This is a genomic window from Streptomyces sp. NPDC053750 (assembly GCF_044544295.1).
In the GTDB taxonomy this organism is placed as follows: domain Bacteria; phylum Actinomycetota; class Actinomycetes; order Streptomycetales; family Streptomycetaceae; genus Streptomyces.
In genome coordinates this window covers 288,495-303,240 of record NZ_JBITXB010000006.1, presented here as the reverse complement: position 1 = coordinate 303,240, position 14,746 = coordinate 288,495, and the positions used below count along the sequence as shown (strand labels likewise).

The window sequence follows — 14,746 nt, the reverse complement described above, 5'->3', positions numbered from 1 at the left end:
CGGCCACGTACCAGCAGTGCTCACTACTCACAGGCAGGTGGATTCGTCCCTATGAGCATCTTCCGTAACCGCACCGCCACGGCCGCGATCGTCGCGGTCGCTGCCGGCGCCCTGACCCTGACCGCCTGTGGTGGCGGCGACAGCGGCGGCTCCGCCAAGGACAACAGCAAGAAGAAGGAAGACGCCAAGTCGCAGTCGAAGCCGGTGCAGATCGGCGATGCGCAGGCGTCCACCGGTCCGGCTCCCGAGGTTCCCGGCGCGACGCCGGGCGGCACCATGACCGTCTACCAGGAGGACGACTTCTCCCACCTGGACCCGGGTCAGATCTACGTCTCGGACGGCAAGCTGCTCAGCCGCCTCATCTTCCGCGGTCTGACCCAGTACTCCGAGGACGACAAGGGCAACCTGACCGTCGTGGGCGACCTCGCCACCGACGCGGGCAAGTCGTCGAACGGCGGCAAGACCTGGACGTACACCCTGAAGGACAACCTGAAGGACGCGAACGGGAACCCGATCAACTCGGCCGACATCCGCAACACGGTCGAGCGCCTGTACTCCTCGTACATCACCGACGGCCCGACCTACCTGCAGCAGTGGCTGTCCGGTGCCGGCACCACCTACCGCGACGCCTACACGGGTCCGGACAAGGGCAAGCACCTGCCGGACAACGTCCTGGCGACGCCGGACGACAAGACGATCGTCTTCAACTTCAAGGTCGCGCAGCCCGACCTCCCGCAGATGCTGACGATGCCGGGTTACAGCGTCGTCCCGGTGGAGACGGACACCAAGGCGAAGTACGACACGGCCCCGGTCGCCGTGGGCCCGTACAAGATCGCGGACTTCAAGCCGGGCAAGTCCATGAAGCTGGTCAAGAACACCCACTGGGACCCGAAGTCCGACTCGGTGCGTCACCAGTACGTGGACGGCTTCGACATCTCGATCAACCACGATGACGAGGACCAGACCAAGACCCTGCTCGCCGACCAGGGCGAGGCCAAGAACGCGATGATGTTCACGGGTCAGGTCGCCACCACGCAGCTGCAGAAGGTCGTCAGCGACAAGGCGGCCATGAAGCGCACGATCCAGGGCTACGCGCCCTACGTGTGGCAGCTCAACTTCAACATGGACCGCATCAAGGACAAGAAGCTCCGCGATGCCATCACCCTGGCGATCCCCTCGTCCTCGGTCTTCAAGGCCGACGGCGGTGCCTACGGCGGTGAGGTCGCCAACTCGCTGATCTCGCCGACGACTCCGGGTTACGACGAGGCGTTCGACCCGTTCAGCCGGCACAAGAAGCCCAACGGCGACATCGAGGCCGCCAAGAAGCTGATCAAGGAAGGCGGCTTCGAGGGCAAGAGCCTCGTCTACGCCTACGCCAACACGCCGGTCCGTCAGCAGCAGGCCGTCCTGATCACCACCGCGCTGGAGAAGATCGGTCTCGACATCCAGAAGAAGGAGATCGACGGCGCGACCTGGTACGAGCAGGTCGGCAAGGTCAACAACGGCCTGGACCTGTACATGACGGGCTGGGGCCAGGACTGGCCGTCCGCCTCCACGGTCATCCCGCCGGTGTACGACGGCACGCAGATCCAGGACGGCGCGTCGAACTACTCGCACATCAACGACGCCCACGTGAACTCCGAGATCAAGCGCATCTCGCAGATCACCGACACCGCCGAGGCCACCAAGGCGTGGGCCGAGCTGAGCAAGTACATCTCCGAGAAGGTCAACCCGGCCGCCCCGATGTACTACACCAAGGTCTTCCAGATCTTCGGTTCTAACGTCGGCGGCCTCCGCTACAGCTCGGACTCGAGCTACGTGGACGTCACCCGGGTCTTCCTCAAGAAGTAACCGCCAGGTCAGGACTCCGGTGGTGGGCGCGCGGCGGAGCGCCCACCACCGGGGCCCGGACGCCTCCCCGACCTCCCCTCCGATTGCCGCCGTCCTGAGAGCAGCTGCCTGCCATGCTTCAATTCCTCATTCGCCGGACGTTCGGCGCGGCGCTGATTCTGCTGTTGATCAGTGCGTTCACGTTCTTCATGTTCTTCGCGATCCCGCAGGACCCGGCCATGCTGGCCTGTGGCAAGAACTGCACTCCGGACGCGCTGGAGATCATTCACAAGAACCTCGGCCTCGACAAGCCGGTCACCACCCAGTACTGGGACTTCCTGGTCGGCATCTTCGCCGGCCGTGACTTCGCCGTCGGACACTGCCCTGCGCCCTGCTTCGGTGTCTCCTTCGCCAACGACCAGAACGTCTGGGACACGATCCTCGACCGTTTCCCGCTGACCCTGTCGCTGACCGCGGGCAGCCTGATCGTCTTCCTCGTCGCCGGTCTCGGCGCCGGCATGCTGGCCGCGAAGTTCCGCGGCACCTGGGTGGACAAGACGTTCAGCTCCGGGTCGCTCGTCATCAGCTCCATGCAGATCTACTTCCTCGGCCCGCTCGTCCTGCTCGCCACGGTCTACAGCACCGGCTGGCTGGACAAGCCGAAGTACGTGCCGTTCTCCGAGGACCTCGGCGGCTGGTTCATGGGGTTGCTGATCCCCTGGTTCGTGATGGCGACCATCTTCACCGCCAACTACACCCGTATGAGCCGCTCGTCGATGATCGAACAGCTCCAGGAAGAGCATGTGAAGGCGGCCCGCGCCAAGGGCATGTCGGGCAACTTCGTCTTCTTCCGCTACGCCTGGCGCGGCTCCCTCATCCCCATCGTGACCATCCTCGGCATCGACCTCTCCTCCCTGTTGTCGGGAGGCATGGTGACCGAGCTGACGTTCGGCCTCGCCGGACTGGGCCGGCTCGCGCTGAACTCCGTCACCAACAAGGACCTGCCGATGCTGATGGGCGTCATGCTGGTCAGCGCCGCGCTCATCATCGTCTTCAACCTGATCGTGGACGCCCTGTACGCCGTCATCGACCCGCGCGTGCGTCTGTCCTAGGAGAACCACCGTGACCACTCAGACCAAGCCCGAAGAGGCAGCGTCCGCCGCCGCGGGAGAAGCCTTTCTCTCGGTGCGCGACCTCAAGGTCCACTTCTCCAGCGAGGACGGCGTCGTCAAGGCCGTGGACGGGCTCTCCTTCGACCTGGAGCGCGGCAAGACCCTCGGCATCGTGGGCGAGTCCGGCTCCGGCAAGTCGGTGACCAACCTGGCCGTCCTGGGCCTGCACAACCGCAAGAAGACCGCCATCGACGGCTCGATCAAGCTCGACGGCCAGGAGCTGACCGTCGCGAGCGAGAAGCAGCTGGAGAAGCTGCGCGGCAAGAAGATGGCGATGATCTTCCAGGACGCGCTGACCGCGCTGTCGCCGTACTACACGGTCGGCCGGCAGATCGGTGAGCCGTTCATGAAGCACACCGGCGCCTCCAAGAGGGACGCCCGGGTGCGCGCCATCGACCTGCTGCAGAAGGTCGGCATCCCGCACCCGCAGAAGCGGGTCGACGACTACCCGCACCAGTTCTCCGGCGGCATGCGCCAGCGTGCCATGATCGCGATGGCGCTCTCCTGCGACCCGGACCTGCTCATCGCCGACGAGCCCACCACGGCCCTCGACGTGACGGTGCAGGCGCAGATCCTCGACCTGCTCAAGGACCTGCAGCAGGAGTTCGGCTCCGCGATCATCATGATCACCCACGACCTCGGCGTGGTCGCCAACATGGCCGACGACATCCTGGTGATGTACGCGGGCCGGGCCGTGGAGCGCGGTTCGGTGCGCGAGGTGCTCAAGGCGCCCCAGCACCCGTACACCTGGGGTCTACTGGGCTCGATGCCGCGGCTGTCCTCCGACGTGGACGAGCCGCTGGTGCCGATCCCGGGCTCGCCGCCCTCCCTGCTGAACCCGCCGTCGGGATGTGCCTTCCACCCGCGGTGCGGCTTCACCGACAAGGTCTCCGGAGGCCTGTGCTCGGCTGAGCGCCCGACGCTCGCCGATGGCCGGGCCGCCGCCTGTCACCTGACGGAGGGCCAGCGGCAGCAGGTGTTCATCGACACGATTCAGCCCCGGCTGGGCTGAGAGAAACCGGCGACTGGGGCATCACCATGAGCGACAACAGCAAGACGACCACGGCGGTCGCCGACACCGTCCCGCAGCAGCGGGACGGCGACGGCACACCGCTCCTCAAGGTCACGGGACTGAAGAAGCACTTCCCGATCAAGGGCGGCTTCCCCATCAAGCGCACCGTCGGCCACGTCAAGGCCGTCGACGGCGTCGACCTCGAGGTCTTCGAGGGCGAAAGCCTCGGCCTCGTCGGCGAGTCCGGCTGCGGCAAGTCGACGACCGGCCGACTGCTGACCCGCCTGTACGAGCCCACCGAGGGCACCATCCAGTACCGCGGGCAGGACATCAGCCGCGCCAACCGCAAGCAGCTGGCGCCGATCAGGTCCGAGATCCAGATGATCTTCCAGGACCCTTACACGGCGCTGAACCCGCGGCAGACGGTGGGCACGATCATCTCGGGCCCGATGGAGATCAACGGGATCAACCCGCCCGGCGGCCGCGAGAAGCGCGTCCGGGAACTCCTGGAGATCGTCGGTCTCAACCCCGAGCACTACAACCGCTTCCCGCACGAGTTCTCCGGCGGTCAGCGCCAGCGCATCGGCGTCGCGCGTGCCATCGCCCTGGAGCCGAAGCTGATCATCGCCGACGAGCCGGTCTCGGCGCTCGACGTGTCGATCCAGGCCCAGGTGGTCAACCTGCTGCAGGAAGTGCAGCGGGAGATGGGGATCGCGTTCGTCTTCATCGCCCACGACTTGGCGATCGTGCGGCACTTCTCGCAGCGCATCGCGGTGATGTACCTCGGCAAGGTCGTGGAGATCGCCGACCGCGACTCCCTCTACAACCGGCCCCGCCACCCGTACACGCACGCGCTGCTGTCGGCGGTGCCGGACGCCGACATCGACGCGGAGAAGAAGGAGCGGATCCGCCTCGAGGGCGACGTCCCCTCGCCGATCTCCCCGCCGTCCGGCTGCCGCTTCCGCACCCGGTGCTGGAAGGCGCAGGACAAGTGCGCGACCGAGGAGCCGCCGCTGGTCCACCTCGAGGGCAACCGGTCGGGCCATCTGACCGCCTGCCACTTCCCGGAGGACCCCACGACGGAGGCCAGGTCCGAGGACATCGTGATGGACCCGGGGCTGAAGGCCCTGGAGGACGACGCCGACGGCGGCGACGCGAAGCTCTCGAAGAGCTGAACGGCAGACAGGAACAGCGCAGGGGCGGGAGGAACACTCCCGCCCCTGCGCTGTGCCGGTTCCCGCCACACCCGTCCGGAGCACCGCGCAACCCGTACGGACCGGACGAGTGTGCGCCGATGGATGCACCCCCTGAAGCTGACCCGTAACGGATCAGCCGAACAGCCAGGGCACAGGGAGGCACTCCATGCGCGGAGCCACGCACGCCAGATGGGCCGCATGTGCGGCTGCGGTAGCCCTCGCGACGACTGCCTGCGGAGGCGGGGGCGGCGGCAGCGGAGACACGAGCGCGGTGCTCAGCTCCTCCTGGGGCGATCCGCAGAACCCGCTGGAGCCGGCCAACACCAACGAGGTGCAGGGCGGCAAGGTCCTCGACATGATCTTCCGGGGGCTGAAGAAGTACGACCCCGAGACCGGCGAGGCACAGAACATGCTCGCCGAGAGGATCGAGAGCTCCGACTCGCAGAAGTTCACCATCACCGTCAAGGACGGCTGGACCTTCAGCAACGGCGAGAAGGTCACCGCCCAGTCCTTCGTGGACGCCTGGAACTACGGCGCGAGCCTGAAGAACAACCAGCGCAACGCCTACTTCTTCGGCTACATCGACGGCTACGACAAGGTGCACCCCGAGGACGGGAGCGAGCAGAGCGCCGACACGCTCACCGGGCTGAAGGTCACCGGCCCCCTCACCTTCACCGTCCAGCTCGGCCAGAAGTTCTCGACGTTCCCCGACACCCTCGGCTACCCGGCCTTCGCGCCCCTGCCCAAGGCGTTCTTCGACGACCACGACGCCTGGCTGAAGAAACCGGTCGGCAACGGCCCGTACATGGTGGACAACTACACCCGCGGCTCCCAGATGTCCCTGCGGACGTGGGAGGAGTACCCGGGTCCGGACAAGGCCCAGAACGGCGGCGTCGACCTGAAGGTCTACACCGACAACAACACCGCCTACACCGACCTGATGGCCGGCAACCTCGACCTCGTCGACGACGTCCCCGCCGCCCAGCTGAGGAACGTCGAGAGCGACCTCGGCGACCGCTACATCAACACCCCGGCCGGCATCATCCAGACCCTCGCCTTCCCCTACTACGACAAGGACTGGAACAAGTCCGGCTCGGACAAGGTTCGCACGGGCCTGTCCATGGCGATCAACCGCAAGCAGATCACCGACACGATCTTCGAGCAGACCCGCACCCCGGCCACCGACTGGACCTCACCCGTCCTCGGCGCGGACGGCGGCTACAAGGCCGGCCTGTGCGGCGAGGCGTGCGAGTACAAGCCCGACGAGGCCAAGAAGCTGATCGCGGAGGGCGGCGGACTGCCCGGCGGCCAGGTGAAGATCACGTACAACGCCGACACCGGCTCCCACAAGCAGTGGATCGACGCGGTCTGCAACTCCATCAACAACGCCCTGGACAACGACCGCGCCTGCGTCGGCAACCCGGTCGGCACCTTCGCCGACTTCCGGGGCCAGATCACCGACAAGAAGATGAGCGGCCCCTTCCGCGCCGGCTGGCAGATGGACTACCCGCTCATCCAGAACTTCCTCCAGCCGCTCTACTACACCAACGCCTCCTCCAACGACGGCAAGTGGTCCAACGAGAAGTTCGACGACCTCGTCGACCGGGCCAACGCCGAGACGGACACCACCAAGGCCATCGGCCTCTTCCAGCAGGCGGAGGAAGTCCTGCGGGACGAGATGGGAGCCATCCCGCTCTGGTACCAGAACGGCAGCGCCGGCTACTCCGAGCGGCTCTCCAACGTCAAGCTCAACCCGTTCAGCGTCCCGGTCTACGACGAGATCAAGGTCGGCTGAGGGGGCGCCATGGGACGCTACGTCGTCCGGCGGCTGCTCCAGATGATCCCGGTCTTCCTCGGGGCCACGCTGCTGATCTTCCTGATGGTCAACGTGATGGGCGACCCCATCGCCGGCCTGTGCGGCGACCGGGAGTGCGACCCGGCGACCGCCGCCCGGCTGCGGCACGAGTTCGGCCTCGACCAGCCCGTGTGGCAGCAGTACGTCACCTACATGGGCAACGTCTTCACCGGCGACTTCGGCACCGCCTTCAACGGCCAGCCGGTCACCGAGCTGATGGGCACGGCCTTCCCGGTCACCATCCGGCTGACCGTCGTGGCGATCCTCTTCGAAATCATCGTGGGCATCATCCTGGGCGTCGTCACCGGCCTGCGCCGCGGCCGACCCGTCGACACCGGGGTGCTGCTCCTCACCCTCGTGGTCATCTCCGTCCCCACCTTCGTCACCGGCCTGCTCCTCCAGCTCCTGCTCGGCGTCAAATGGGGCTGGATCGACCCGGCCGTCTCCACCGAGGCCGCCTTCGGCGAGCTGATCGTCCCCGGCCTGGTCCTCGCCTCGGTCTCCCTTGCGTACGTCACCCGGCTGACCCGTACCTCCATCGCGGAGAACCGGCGCTCCGACTACGTCCGCACCGCCATCGCCAAGGGCCTGCCCCGCCACCGGGTCATCACCCGGCACCTGCTGCGCAACTCCCTGATCCCCGTCGTCACCTTCATCGGCACCGACATCGGCGCCCTGATGGGCGGCGCCATCGTCACCGAGCGGATCTTCAACATCCACGGCGTCGGCTACCAGCTCTACCAGGGCATCCTGCGCCAGAACACCCAGACCGTGGTCGGCTTCGTCACCGTCCTGGTCCTTGTCTTCCTCGTCGCCAACCTCGTCGTCGACCTCCTGTACGCCGTACTCGACCCGAGGATCCGCTATGCCTGAACACGAGCCCTACGAGCCCGAACGCGCCGTCGCGGCGACCGGCACGGGCGGGACCATGGACCTGGGTGCGAGCGAGGCGGTCACGCTGGAGAAGGCGCCGTCGGGCCCGGACGGCGACACGGACGGCGACACGGACGGCGACACGGACGGCGGACCCGGCCCCCAGGACAGGCCCCGCAGCCTCTGGTCCGACGCCTGGCACGACCTGCGCCGCAACCCCGTCTTCATCATCTCGGCCCTGGTGATCCTCTTCCTGATCGTCATCTCCGTCTGGCCGTCCCTGATCGCCTCCGGCAGCCCCCTCAAGTGCGACCTGGCCAAGGCTCAGGAGGGCTCCCAGGCCGGCCACCCCTTCGGATTCAACGGCCAGGGCTGCGACGTCTACACCCGCACCGTCTACGGCGCCCGTACATCGGTGACGGTCGGCGTCCTCGCCACGCTCGGCGTCGCGGTCCTCGGCAGCGTCCTCGGGGGCCTCGCCGGCTTCTTCGGCGGCGTGGGGGACTCGATCCTCTCCAGGATCACCGACGTCTTCTTCGCGATCCCGGTGGTCCTCGGCGGCCTCGTCCTGCTCTCCGTCATCACCAGCAACACCGTCTGGCCGGTCATCGGCTTCATCGTGCTGCTCGGCTGGCCGCAGATCTCCCGCATCGCCCGCGGCTCGGTCATCACCGCCAAACAGAACGACTACGTGCAGGCGGCCCGTGCCCTGGGCGCCTCCCACTCCCGCCTCCTGCTCCGCCACATCGCGCCCAACGCGATCGCACCGGTCATCGTCGTGGCGACCATCGCGCTCGGCACGTACATCTCCCTGGAGGCGACCCTGTCCTTCCTCGGCGTCGGCCTCAAGCCGCCCAGCGTCTCCTGGGGCATCGACATCTCCGCCGCCGCCCCCTACGTCCGCAACGCCCCCCACGCGCTGCTCTGGCCCTCCGGAGCCCTCGCCGTCACCGTCCTCGCGTTCATCATGCTCGGCGACGCGGTGCGCGACGCCCTCGACCCGAAGCTGAGGTGAGCCGCCGCATGCTGCTCGAAGTGCGCGACCTGCACGTGGAGTTCCACACCCGGGACGGCGTCGCCAAGGCCGTCAACGGCGTCAGCTACGGCGTCGACGCGGGCGAGACCCTGGCCGTCCTCGGCGAGTCGGGCTCCGGCAAGTCCGTCACCGCCCAGACGGTCATGGGCATCCTCGACATGCCGCCGGGCCGGGTCACCGCCGGCGAGGTCCTCTTCGAGGGCCGGGACCTGCTGAAACTGAAGGAGGAGGAACGCCGCAAGATCCGCGGCGCCGAGATGGCGATGATCTTCCAGGACGCCCTGTCGTCGCTCAACCCGGTGCTGACGGTGGGCGACCAGCTCGGCGAGATGTTCACCGTGCACCGCGGGATGTCGAGGAAGGACGCGCGGACCAAGGCCGTCGAGCTGATGGACCGGGTCCGCATCCCGGCCGCGAAGGAGCGCGTGCGACAGTATCCGCACCAGTTCTCCGGCGGCATGCGCCAGCGCATCATGATCGCCATGGCGATGGCCCTGGAGCCCAGGCTGATCATCGCCGACGAGCCGACCACCGCCCTCGACGTCACCGTCCAGGCCCAGGTCATGGATCTGCTCGCGGAACTCCAGCGCGAGCTGCGCATGGGCCTGATCCTGATCACCCACGACCTGGGCGTGGTCGCCGACGTCGCCGACAAGATCGCCGTCATGTACGCGGGCCGCATCGTCGAGACGGCCCCCGTCCACGACATCTACAAGAGCCCCGCCCACCCCTACACCCGCGGCCTGCTGGAGTCGATCCCGCGCCTGGACCAGAAGGGCCAGGAGCTCTACGCCATCAAGGGCCTGCCGCCCAACCTCACCCGCATCCCGTCCGGCTGCGCCTTCCACCCCCGCTGCCTGATGGCCCAGGACGTCTGCCGCACCGACGTACCGCCCCTCTACGACGTGACGGACTCCGACGCGGAGCGGGGCAGCGCCTGCCACTTCTGGAGGGAGTGCCTGCATGGCTGAGCCCATTCTTCAGGTCAGAGGGCTGGTCAAGCACTACCCGCTGACCTCCGGCATCCTCTTCAAGAAGCAGGTCGGCGCGGTGAAGGCCGTCGACGGCGTCGACTTCGACCTGGCCCGCGGCGAGACCCTGGGCATCGTCGGCGAGTCCGGCTGCGGCAAGTCCACGGTCGCCAAGATGCTGGTCCACCTGGAGAGGCCGACGGCCGGCGAGATCCGCTACAAGGGCGAGGACATCACCAGGCTCTCGGGCCGGGCCCTGAAGGCCGTACGCCGGAACATCCAGATGGTCTTCCAGGACCCCTACACCTCCCTCAACCCCCGCATGACGGTCGGCGACATCATCGGCGAGGCGTACGACATCCATCCGGAGGTGGCCCCGAAGGGCGACCGGCGGAGGCGGGTCCAGCACCTGCTGGACGTCGTCGGCCTCAACCCGGAGTACATCAACCGCTACCCCCACCAGTTCTCCGGCGGCCAGCGCCAGCGCATCGGCATCGCGCGGGGCCTCGCCCTGCGCCCCGAGATCATCGTCGCCGACGAACCGGTCTCGGCCCTCGACGTCTCCGTCCAGGCCCAGGTGATCAACCTGATGGGCCGCCTCCAGGACGAGTTCGACCTGTCCTACATCTTCATCGCCCACGACCTGTCGATCGTCCGGCACATCTCGGACCGGGTCGGCGTGATGTACCTGGGCCGCATCGTGGAGACGGGCAGGGACGCGGAGATCTACGACCATCCCACCCACCCCTACACCCAGGCACTGCTGTCCGCCGTGCCGGTCCCCGACCCGGAGGCGCGTGAACACCGCGAGCGCATCATCCTGGCCGGTGACGTCCCGTCCCCGACCAACATCCCCTCCGGCTGCCGCTTCCGCACCCGCTGCTGGAAGGCCCAGGAACGCTGCGCGCGGGAGGTCCCGGCCCTCGCCGTCCCCGCGGAGTTCCGCGCGGTCTCCGGCCCCGCGGCCCACGACTCGGCGTGCCACTTCGCCGAGGAGAAGAAGGTGGTGCCCCTGGAGGCGGGCGGGGAGCAGCAGGCATGACAGCGGGCCGGGGTGACATGGCTCCCCGGCCCGCTTACGGCACCCGCACGGCCGTACGCTGATCAGCGTCGCGCGTCCGTATATCGGAACCGTTTTGGTGAAGTTGCCTGCGTGTTACAGGGGTTGATGCCTCCGGGTGCCTCAGGCGGGTGATGTCAGGCCAGCGACCGCTTGAGGAAGTCCACCTGGAGCAGCAGCAGGTTCTCGGCGACCGACTCCTGCGGGGTCATGTGCGTGACGCCGGACAGCGGAAGCACCTCGTGCGGGCGGCCGGCGGCCAGCAGGGCAGAGGACAGCCGCAGGGAGTGGGCGACCACCACGTTGTCGTCGACGAGCCCGTGGATGACCATCATGGGACGGTGCGGCTCGGCGGCGTCCACCAGGCCCGCGTCGTCGATCACCGAGTTGCGGCGGTAGACCTCCGGCTGCTCGTCGGGGTGTCCGACGTACCGCTCCTGGTAGTGGGTGTCGTAGAGCCGCAGATCGGTGACCGGCGCCCCCACGACCGCGGCGTGGAAGACGTCCGGCCGGCGCAGCGCGGCCAGCGCGGCGAGATAGCCGCCGAAGGACCACCCGCGGATGGCGACGCGGCCGAGGTCCAGCGGGAAGTCGGCGGCGAGGGCCTGCAGTGCGTCCACCTGGTCCTGGAGCACGACGGCGGCCACGTCGTCCTTGATGGCCTTCTCCCAGGCGGGGGAGCGCCCCGGGGTGCCCCGACCGTCGGCGACGACCACCGCGAACCCCTGGTCGGCGAACCACTGCGAGGTGAGGTGGGCGTTGTGCGCGGCCACCACACGCTGGCCGTGGGGGCCACCGTACGGGTCCAGGAGGACGGGGAGGGGGGTGTCACCGTGGTAGTCCCTTGGCATAAGCACGGCGCACGGGACACGGCGTGCGCCCCCTTCGGTGAGCGTCACGCGCGGGGACAAACCGGGGTCTTCGGCGTACGAGGCGATGGTCGCCGCCGGCTTCCCGTCGCGCAGAACCTGCACCCGGGCCCCCGGCCGGTCGAGCGTCGCGGAGACGAGAACGGTCACGCCCCCGGCGCGCACCGCCGAGTGCACGCCGGGTTCCTGGGAGACGCGCTCCACGCCGAGTTCGTTCACCCGGTACACGTGCACTTCACCGGTCTCCGGATCGTCCGCCTCCGCACCGGCCGACGCGGAAACCAGCACGTCGTCGGAGGAGACGTCCAGTACGGCCCGCAGGTGCAACTGGGCACCGGTGAGCGGCCGTTCCCCGACCGCCAGCACCCGGGCGCCCCCCTCGTCCGCGATCCGCACGAGCTGTCCGGAGGGGCTCCAGCAGGGCACGCCAGGGAAGAGTTCCAGCCAAATTGGATCTTCGTCGGCGTGCACCATACGGGTCGTCCCGGACTCGGTGTCCACGGCCAGGAACAACTGACTGCGCTGGTCGCGCGCCTGTACGAGGAGGAGTGGCGCACCCGCCGCTGACCAGTGCACTCGCGCCAGATAGGGATACCGTGCCCGGTCCCAGAGAACCTCCGTGCGCCCCCCGTCCAGCCCGATCACGAACAGCCGTACGTCCGCGTTGGCGGTGCCCGCCGCCGGGTACGGCACGTGGCGTGGATCACGCTCGGGGTGGGCCGGGTCGGAGATCCACCACCGCTGCACCGGCGTGTCGTCCACGCGCGCCACCAGCAGCCGGTCCGACTCCGGCCCCCACCAGAAGCCCCGGCTGCGCCCCATCTCCTCGGCGGCGATGAACTCGGCGAGCCCGTGGCCGACGCCCTCCGCGTCCGCCTCGGCCAGCGCCCTGTCGCCGTCCCCCTCGGCGCCCACGACCCGCAGGGCGCCCTGGGCGACGTAGGCGATGTGCCGGCCGTCGGGGGAGGGGCGCGGGTCGATCACCGGCCCCGGGGTGGGCAGTTCACGCGCCGTCCCGGCCCGCAGTTCGGCCGCGAAGAGCCGCCCTGACAAGGCGAAAGCGGCCAGTTCGACGGCGGAGTCGGTGGCGTAGCCGACGATGCCGGCCCCGCCCTCCCGACTGCGTTCGCGCCGTGCCCTCTCCTCGGGCGACAGATGCTCTTCGGCGCCGCCCAGGAGGGCGCGCGGGTCGGCGGCGACGCGCTCCCCGCCCTCCTCGACGTCGAGGATCCACAGCGAATTGGCCCGGTCGGTACCGGTGCCGGAGCGCAGGAAGGCGACCCGTGAACCATCGGGCGCCACGGTGAACGAACGCGGCGCGCCGAGCGTGAACCGCTGGGTGCGGGCGTGCCGTTTGGGGAAGGAGTCGGACTCGGTCGTCATGCCCTGACCATATTGGCCATGCGCCCCCTTGTGCGGCTGTGCGCCGAGAGATGCGCGCGCACGGATAGTTATGATCACTAGCGCATAGTGGGTATCAACCAGGTGCCCGCTGCGTGGATTTATCTGCCCCAAGGTTCGACTGCGACCGATCGCGTCCGACTGCGTCCGACCCCCCATGTCCCTGGGCTTATTGGAGGTGAGCCGCCGTGGCACTCTCGATTTCGGCGGTTGTGCTGCTGGCGATCATCGTCTTCCTGCTGGTCAAGAAGTCAGGCTTGAAGGCGGGACACGCGGTCGTGTGCATGCTCCTCGGCTTCTACCTGGCCTCGTCGACCGTCGCGCCCACGATCAGTGAGCTGACGACGAACATCGCGGGGATGATCGGCAGCATCAACTTCTGACACCCGGGTCAGCTGCTCGAGGGCGCCGAGCCGGGCGGCGGGCCGTCGGTCGGGGCTCCGCTGGGCGGCCGGCCGCCTTCGGGGGCGCCGCCGGGTGCGTTGCCGGCCGTGGGCTCGGTGCCGGTGTCGATGGGGACGGTCAGTTCGGCCGTGTAGCCGGCCTTCACCGAGCCGGTCAGGGTGGCGAGCTGGTGGACTCCGCCGTCGTCGCCGAAGACGTTGTCGGTCTTGAGGGTGAGCTTGGCCAGGTTGTCGACGGAGGACTCGTAACCGTCGGTGGCGAAGACGGTTTCGCAGCCGGTCCTGGGAAGGGCCAGCTGGGAGGTCGACAGCCGCTTGTCGTAGTCGGTGACGGAATCGAGATCGGGGTAGACCTCGAAGTGGATGTGGGGCCAGCGGCCCGGGTAGCAGGCGGGGAAGATGCTGACGAACCTCACCCGGCCGTCGTCGTCGGCGACCTGGACGCCGCGCAGGTAGTTCTCGTCCTCGATCCCGCTGGAGTACAGGGAGTAGTTGCCGTCCCGGTCGCACTGCCAGGCGTAGACGGCCGCCCCGGCCAGCGGCCGGCCGTCCTTGGCGATGTCCAGCAGGGTGAACTCGAAGGTGAGGGGGATGCCCGGCGCGGTGGTCGTCGAGTCCCCGAAGCTCGAGCGGATGTCCTGTCGGACGATTCCGTCCTGGTCCAGGACCTGGACCCCGTTGGTGCCGTCCGCGGGGTAGGGGCCGTTGGTCTCGTCGGGGATCTCGGTCAGGTCGGACGACGACGCGGAGGCCGTGGCCCTGGCCGTGCTCGACGCGCTGCTGCTCGAGCTCGAACCCGAGCCGCACGCGGCGAGGGCCGCCATGCCCCCGACCCCTCCGAGGAAGGACAGGGCCCGCCTGCGGGAGACGAGTGTGCCGAGGTCGAACTTCAGTCCCTGGTCGACGACCTCTTCCTCCGGGTGGGGAAGCAGGCGTCCCTGGTAGGCGGGGCCGGCGGGAGTCCGGTGGGCTTTCGGCTTGCGCATCGAGCGCCTTCCGTCAGAAGTGACAGGTCCGTGGGGGCCGCACCGGCGCCTCCGGGAGGGGGCGCCGGTGCCGACCTGTCG

At 68.5% G+C, this 14,746-nt stretch carries 12 protein-coding genes; 10 read left to right on the top strand and 2 right to left on the bottom strand.

Annotated features, from left to right (window positions below):
- Nucleotides 1-51 precede the first annotated feature (51 nt).
- The 9 genes from ACIGO6_RS19665 (at nucleotide 52) to ACIGO6_RS19625 (ending at nucleotide 10,987) form a co-directional block, all read left to right on the top strand.
- A complete protein-coding gene (locus tag ACIGO6_RS19665) occupies nucleotides 52-1,851 on the top strand; it encodes an ABC transporter substrate-binding protein (protein WP_399877673.1) in 1,800 nt (599 codons plus the stop codon).
- A 113-nt stretch (nucleotides 1,852-1,964) separates the two neighbouring features.
- On the top strand, nucleotides 1,965-2,942 hold the full coding sequence (locus ACIGO6_RS19660; RefSeq protein ID WP_399877671.1) for an ABC transporter permease: 978 nt from the start codon (nucleotides 1,965-1,967) through the stop codon (nucleotides 2,940-2,942).
- Between the two features lie 10 nt (nucleotides 2,943-2,952).
- A complete protein-coding gene (locus ACIGO6_RS19655) occupies nucleotides 2,953-4,014 on the top strand; it encodes an ABC transporter ATP-binding protein (RefSeq protein ID WP_399877668.1) in 1,062 nt (353 codons plus the stop codon).
- 26 nt (nucleotides 4,015-4,040) lie between these two features.
- Entirely contained in the window at nucleotides 4,041-5,189 is a 1,149-nt protein-coding gene (locus tag ACIGO6_RS19650) for an ABC transporter ATP-binding protein (protein ID WP_399877666.1), read from the top strand.
- A 187-nt stretch (nucleotides 5,190-5,376) separates the two neighbouring features.
- Nucleotides 5,377-7,005, top strand: a complete 1,629-nt coding sequence (locus ACIGO6_RS19645) for an ABC transporter substrate-binding protein (RefSeq protein WP_399877664.1) — start codon at nucleotides 5,377-5,379, stop codon at nucleotides 7,003-7,005.
- Nucleotides 7,006-7,014: 9 nt separating this feature from the next.
- On the top strand, nucleotides 7,015-7,938 hold the full coding sequence (locus ACIGO6_RS19640) for an ABC transporter permease (protein WP_399877662.1): 924 nt from the start codon (nucleotides 7,015-7,017) through the stop codon (nucleotides 7,936-7,938).
- Entirely contained in the window at nucleotides 7,931-8,953 is a 1,023-nt protein-coding gene (locus ACIGO6_RS19635; RefSeq protein WP_399877660.1) for an ABC transporter permease, read from the top strand. The genes ACIGO6_RS19640 and ACIGO6_RS19635 overlap by 8 nt, the downstream gene beginning before the upstream one ends.
- A gap of 8 nt (nucleotides 8,954-8,961) precedes the next feature.
- Nucleotides 8,962-9,945: an ABC transporter ATP-binding protein gene (locus ACIGO6_RS19630; RefSeq protein ID WP_399877657.1), complete on the top strand. Its 984-nt coding sequence runs from the start codon at nucleotides 8,962-8,964 to the stop codon at nucleotides 9,943-9,945.
- On the top strand, nucleotides 9,938-10,987 hold the full coding sequence (locus ACIGO6_RS19625) for an ABC transporter ATP-binding protein (protein ID WP_399877655.1): 1,050 nt from the start codon (nucleotides 9,938-9,940) through the stop codon (nucleotides 10,985-10,987). The genes ACIGO6_RS19630 and ACIGO6_RS19625 overlap by 8 nt, the downstream gene beginning before the upstream one ends.
- A 155-nt stretch (nucleotides 10,988-11,142) precedes the next feature.
- On the opposite strand, the gene ACIGO6_RS19620 is transcribed toward ACIGO6_RS19625, so the two are convergent.
- Complete coding sequence (locus tag ACIGO6_RS19620; protein WP_399877652.1) at nucleotides 11,143-13,257, bottom strand: prolyl oligopeptidase family serine peptidase; 2,115 nt, start codon at nucleotides 13,255-13,257, stop codon at nucleotides 11,143-11,145.
- 206 nt (nucleotides 13,258-13,463) lie between these two features.
- Between ACIGO6_RS19620 and ACIGO6_RS19615 the strand changes: the two genes are divergently transcribed.
- Complete coding sequence (locus ACIGO6_RS19615; protein WP_029393692.1) at nucleotides 13,464-13,658, top strand: hypothetical protein; 195 nt, start codon at nucleotides 13,464-13,466, stop codon at nucleotides 13,656-13,658.
- An 8-nt stretch (nucleotides 13,659-13,666) separates the two neighbouring features.
- Here the strand turns inward: ACIGO6_RS19615 and ACIGO6_RS19610 are convergent, their stop codons facing one another.
- Nucleotides 13,667-14,665, bottom strand: a complete 999-nt coding sequence (locus ACIGO6_RS19610) for an intradiol ring-cleavage dioxygenase (protein WP_399877649.1) — start codon at nucleotides 14,663-14,665, stop codon at nucleotides 13,667-13,669.
- Nucleotides 14,666-14,746 lie beyond the last annotated feature (81 nt).

Bases quoted from the DNA above. Each gene is read 5' to 3' on its own strand.
- ACIGO6_RS19665 (WP_399877673.1), top strand. From the start codon at position 52: ATGAGCATCTTCCGTAACCGCACCGCCACGGCCGCGATCGTCGCGGTC.
- ACIGO6_RS19660 (WP_399877671.1), top strand. From the start codon at position 1,965: ATGCTTCAATTCCTCATTCGCCGGACGTTCGGCGCGGCGCTGATTCTG.
- ACIGO6_RS19650 (WP_399877666.1), top strand. From the start codon at position 4,041: ATGAGCGACAACAGCAAGACGACCACGGCGGTCGCCGACACCGTCCCG.
- ACIGO6_RS19645 (WP_399877664.1), top strand. From the start codon at position 5,377: ATGCGCGGAGCCACGCACGCCAGATGGGCCGCATGTGCGGCTGCGGTA.
- ACIGO6_RS19640 (WP_399877662.1), top strand. From the start codon at position 7,015: ATGGGACGCTACGTCGTCCGGCGGCTGCTCCAGATGATCCCGGTCTTC.
- ACIGO6_RS19635 (WP_399877660.1), top strand. From the start codon at position 7,931: ATGCCTGAACACGAGCCCTACGAGCCCGAACGCGCCGTCGCGGCGACC.
- ACIGO6_RS19630 (WP_399877657.1), top strand. From the start codon at position 8,962: ATGCTGCTCGAAGTGCGCGACCTGCACGTGGAGTTCCACACCCGGGAC.
- ACIGO6_RS19625 (WP_399877655.1), top strand. From the start codon at position 9,938: ATGGCTGAGCCCATTCTTCAGGTCAGAGGGCTGGTCAAGCACTACCCG.
- ACIGO6_RS19620 (WP_399877652.1), bottom strand. From the start codon at position 13,257: ATGACGACCGAGTCCGACTCCTTCCCCAAACGGCACGCCCGCACCCAG.
- ACIGO6_RS19610 (WP_399877649.1), bottom strand. From the start codon at position 14,665: ATGCGCAAGCCGAAAGCCCACCGGACTCCCGCCGGCCCCGCCTACCAG.